Genomic DNA, 5,054 nt, shown 5'->3' with positions numbered 1-5,054 from the left:
AGTGAAATAAAAAAATCTAAAAATCCTTCTTCCAGCTTCATTCCTATATCCATTTAAATGAAGCTAGCCTCTCATTATTTACCGATTTAAGCTAGATTTTTTTCATGAGGTGGCCCTGGGTAGCCCTCAGGTTGATCGCACGCTAAACTTGAGTCACTGAGCCTCTCGCATGGCTTAGATGGCTTGCATTAGCCTGGAACCTAGTTATTTGCTTCTTCCTTAAGGCCTCTGCTGGGCAATTAGGGGGCATTTTCAATCCGCCTTCTGGTTTGATTTTTTCACTTTGGGATGAGGGTAGCTGGCCCAACCACCTCCTAGGGCTTTTATCAATTGAATACTGGCAATCTGTCTTTTGGTGCTCACATTGACTCGTGCAAGATCCGATTGTAAGGCGATATTCTCTACTACGACCACATCCAAAAAGGTGGCGATGCCACCGCGGTAGCGATTATTGGCTTGTTGCAAGGCGCGGTTTGCAGCTTTGCTGGCTGCGCTTTGGCTGATTTTTTCTTTATCTAATTGCCGTATAGCAATTAAGGCATCTTCTACTTCTTGAAAAGAGGTTAATACGGTCTGGCGATAAGAGGCAACAGTTTCATAATAGCTCGCTTTGGCTTGTCTTAATAAACCGAATAAACGGCCTCCATCGAAAAGGGTTACGGACGCTACGGGTTGAGCCACACTTAATGCGGAAACCGGCCCTAAGGACCAAAAAAGACTTGGTTTGGATAACAGGTTAGATAAAACTTGGCTTTGGAAACCAATAACGCTCGTTAAATTAAATGCCGGGAAAAAGGCCGCGCGTGCAATACCTATATTGGCATTTGCAGCCTTCACCTTAAACTCAGCCGCGGCAATATCTGGCCGGCGTTCTAGTAGGGTGGAGGGCATATTAGGCGAAATCTTTAGGACATGAATGGGCAATTTAGCCGGCGCTAAAGCAAAATTACTCGGGATTTCACCAACTAATACGGCGATAGCATGTTCTAATTGTGAGCGTTTTAGATGCATATCTGCCGCTAAGGTTTTTGCATTTTCTAATTGGGCTTGGGCATTATCTACATCTTCAGCAGGCGATGCACCGCCTTGGTAGCGCTTTGTAGTTAAAAATAAAGCTCGCTCATAAGCGGCAACCGTAGTATTTAAAATCCGTTGCGATTCATCATAGCCTCTTAAGGTGAAATAATCACTTGCCAATTCAGCATGTAAGCTCAATGATATAGCTGCCAATTCAGCCGCACTTGCTCGGGCTAAATTTTGATTTTTAGCTACCGCATTGCGGATACTTCCCCAAACATCGACCTCATAACTTAGATCAGTCCCTAGAAGAAAGTTGTTATAAAGCGGGTTTGATGAGGGATTGGCTATCGTGGTCGAGGTTTGTTGACGATCAGCATTTCCGATACCCGAAATAGTAGGGAAAAAACGCGCTCGAGCTACTTGTACTAAAGCTCTTGCTTGTTCATAACGGAAATAAGCAACCCGTACATCTTGGTTGGCGAGCGTTAACTGTTCTTCTAATCGATTAAGAGTGGGATCTTGAAAACTTTGCCACCAAGGAGCAAGCGTTGTTGCCGGTGCTATCGTTTTAGCTGGAATCCATAGCGTTTCTGTTGTTGCTTCTTTAAAATGCTCTGGGATAGGCATGACTGGCCGTTGGTACTTCGGTGCCAGAGAACAACTCATTAAAGTAGAGGAAATTAGACCTAAAGCAATAAATTTTCTCATGGGGAAACTCGCACCTCTTCGCCATTAAGTACTGAATCTGGAGGGTATAAGATCACTTTTTCCCCTGGTTTGACCCCGGTTCTGATCTCTACTTCATCGCCAAAATCACGAGTAATGTTAATGGAACGTAATTGAACTCGATTATTTTTATCCAAAATGGCAACTTGCATTCCTGCTGCTTGAAACAAGAGCGCCTCGACTGGGATCCGAATCGCGTTGGGCGGCATTTTTAATGTGAATAATACCTCAGTGTATCCCCCCGAGAGGAGAAGTTCGCGATCGTTATTTACTTTAAATTGCGCTAATAGGGTACGGGTTTGCGGATCAATGGCATGGGCTGTTTCAATAAGTTGAGCTGAAAATTCTTTACCGGGATGTTCCGCGAATTTTAAACGAACAGTCATCTTAGGTGTGATACTGGAAGAATAGTTTTGGGGTATTTTTACATACACCCTTAAAGGATTAATTTGGGCGATTTCAAAAAGAGGAACATTACCTGTGCTCCCTTGATCAATTAAGGCACCTAGATCGGTATGGCGAGCAGTAATTATGCCGTCAAAAGGGGCGATTACCCGCTCAAAATTTACTAGTTGCGTAAGGCGATTCACATTAGCCTGTGCTGCAATAACTAAAGCCTCAAGAGCGGCAGCATTATTTACTTTTTCATCTACCTCTTGTTGAGAAACTGATTGGGTTTTTACTAAGTTTCTCCACCGTTTGGAGGTAATTTGTGCGAGTTTATTATTGGCAATGGCGGTATTGAGATCCGCCTGGGCCTGCTTTAATTGGGCATCTAACTCTGGTGTTTCAATGAGGGCCAGTAAATCGCCCTTTTTTACCTTACTCCCTATATCCACATACCATTTTTTGATATAGCCATTCGTGCGCGCGTAGATAGTTGCCTCATGCCACGCTTTAACATTACCCGGTAAAATAAATTGTTCGGTGCCGCCAATTGATTTTGCGGTAATTATGGCAACCGAAGGAAGCTCATTGTTAATTGTTTGCTGTTTTAGATGCATCGCCGCATAAATACGAAAACCGATGTTAAGCAGCAGAAAGATTAAAACTACACTTAGAATGATAATTAATGGTTTTGGGATTTTTTTTAAATGCGAGTGAATGGTTTTAGACATGGTCTTTCCTTTGCTGCGCGCGGTGCCTACGATTGTGAATCACATAAAAAACAGTGGGGACAAAAAATAGGGTAGTTATCGTTGCAAAGGATAAACCACCTATAACTGCTCGACCTAAGGGGGCATTTTGTTCACCTCCATCACCAAGGCCTAAAGACATCGGCAGCATACCGATAATCATGGCAAGTGCAGTCATTAATACGGGACGTAAGCGTGCTTTTCCAGCGGATAAGGCCGCGCTTAATGGATCCTTGCTCTCTTGGAGGTTTTGTCGGGCTGAGCTGATAATTAAAATGCTATTAGCAGTGGCCACACCCATACACATAATCGCCCCGGTAAGTGCGGGTACACTTACCGTTGTGTTAGTAAAGAATAACATCCAAGCAATCCCTGCTAGAGCTGAGGGGAGGGCGGTAATAATGATAAAAGGGTCGGTCCAGGATTGAAAATTAATTACAATTAATAAATAAACAAGAACAATAGAAAATAAGAGTCCCCAATATAAACCTTGGAACGCTTGTTGTTGGGTTTGGATTTGCCCTCGGATAACTGCGGTGGTTCCTTTGGGTAATTCATTCTTAGTATCAGCCAGGATCTTATTGACGGCTTTAGTGATAGACCCTAGATCAGTGCCTTGGATTGTAGCATAAAGCTCTACTACTGGTTGCACATTATAATGGGTTACTTCGGCAGGACCAGACGTACGGGTCACCTTCGATATAGCGCCTAAGATTTGTTGGGGTACAGTCGAGGTCAAGCTTACCATTGGTGTATTATTTAAATCTTGTAAGGATTGTAAGCGATACTGGGGTGTTTGGATGGCGATAGGATAAGAAACGCCATTTTGTGGATTTAACCAAAATGTAGGGGCGGTTTGAAAGCTTCCAGAAAGTGAAATTAAGAGGTTGGAGGCGGCGTTAGCTTGAGTTAGGCCTAGCTCCATGGCTTTAGAGCGATCTACATCAACGAGGAGTTGGGGATAGCTTGCTTGACGAATACGGACATCGACTAAGCCTGGTACGGCTTTTAAATGCGGTAATAATTTATCAGCATATTCAGCGTTTGCTTGTTGATTAAAACCGATGACCTGGACGCTCACGGCAGAGGGAAGCCCAAAATTGATAATTTGGCTTACAATATCAGCAGGAAGAAAGGCAAAACTGACATTCAGAAATTTTTTATTGAGTTTCTCCCTTAAGGCTTGTTCATAGTCCGCCGTAGGTTTATGATTTTCTTTTAAGGAGATTAAAATATCAGCATCCGAGGCGCCCACTGGTGCGGAGTTATTATAGGAAATATTAATCCCGCTAATAGGTAAGCCAATATTGTCAATAATCCCCTCTAGTTCATCGGCGGGAATGATTTGCCTGATTTCGTGATCAATTTGATCGACTAAGCGCGCAGTTTCTTCAATCCTCATGCCGATAGGACCTCGAATGTGTAGTTTTAATTGCCCCGCATCTACTTTGGGGAAAAAATCAGAGCCTAACCAAGGCCATAAGCCAATTAATGACACCGCAATGAATACTAAAAAGCTAGTAATAAAAAATCGAGTGTGGGCTAGGACCCAAGTTAAGCCATTGTAGTAATGGTCACGCAAGCGATCGAATTTTCGTTCAAAAGCAAGATTAAAGCGTTTAAACCAATTAGGATTTGGTTCTTCTTTATGGTGGTTGTGGGGTTTAAGAAGGTATTTAGCCAGTGTAGGAATTAGGGTTCTGGATAATAGATAAGAGGCCAGCATGGCAAAAATTACCGCCTCAGCCATCGGTACAAATAAAAATTGAGCCACTCCGCCAATAAAGAACATGGGGATAAATACAATACAAATACATAGAGTTGATACGAGTGCGGGGATGGCGATTTGTTGCGCGCCATCTAAAATAGCCTCTTCTACTTCCTTTCCTTGCTCTAAATTCCAGTTGATGTTTTCAATAGCAACCGTCGCATCATCTACTAAAATTCCCACCGCGAGCGCTAATCCGCCTAAGGTCATAATATTAATAGTTTCACCTAGGGCAGACAGTAGCGTCGTTGAGGCAATAATCGATAAAGGAATTGAGACTGTAATAGGCAACGTCCCTGAAGTTTTTATAGACAAGATTTTATTTTGAATTGGTCACAGATTTTTTAATTTCACTTCGATCTACCCCCTCTCCCGCGATAGGAACTTTGATAGTATGATGATGC

Annotated in this window: 3 protein-coding genes; all 3 read right to left on the bottom strand. The window is 42.9% G+C overall.

Going from position 1 to position 5,054, the window contains the following annotated elements; translation table 11 throughout:
* Positions 1–252: 252 nt before the first annotated feature.
* From ELY15_RS13235 to ELY15_RS13225, 3 genes are read right to left on the bottom strand one after another with little or no spacing between them, the layout of a single operon-like run.
* Positions 253–1,728 (bottom strand): efflux transporter outer membrane subunit, encoded by a 1,476-nt coding sequence (locus ELY15_RS13235; protein ID WP_127100811.1) that lies wholly within the window; start codon positions 1,726–1,728, stop codon positions 253–255.
* Positions 1,725–2,864 carry an efflux RND transporter periplasmic adaptor subunit gene (locus ELY15_RS13230; protein ID WP_127100809.1) on the bottom strand — a complete coding sequence of 380 codons (1,140 nt, stop codon included), beginning with the start codon at positions 2,862–2,864 and terminating at the stop codon, positions 1,725–1,727. The genes ELY15_RS13235 and ELY15_RS13230 overlap by 4 nt, the downstream gene beginning before the upstream one ends.
* A complete protein-coding gene (locus tag ELY15_RS13225; RefSeq protein WP_370449434.1) occupies positions 2,857–4,941 on the bottom strand; it encodes an efflux RND transporter permease subunit in 2,085 nt (694 codons plus the stop codon). The genes ELY15_RS13230 and ELY15_RS13225 overlap by 8 nt, the downstream gene beginning before the upstream one ends.
* Positions 4,942–5,054: the final 113 nt, after the last annotated feature.

Source organism: Legionella sp. km772, assembly GCF_003989735.1.
Taxonomy (GTDB): domain Bacteria; phylum Pseudomonadota; class Gammaproteobacteria; order Legionellales; family Legionellaceae; genus Legionella.
This window is presented reverse-complemented; position numbering and strand designations above follow the sequence as displayed.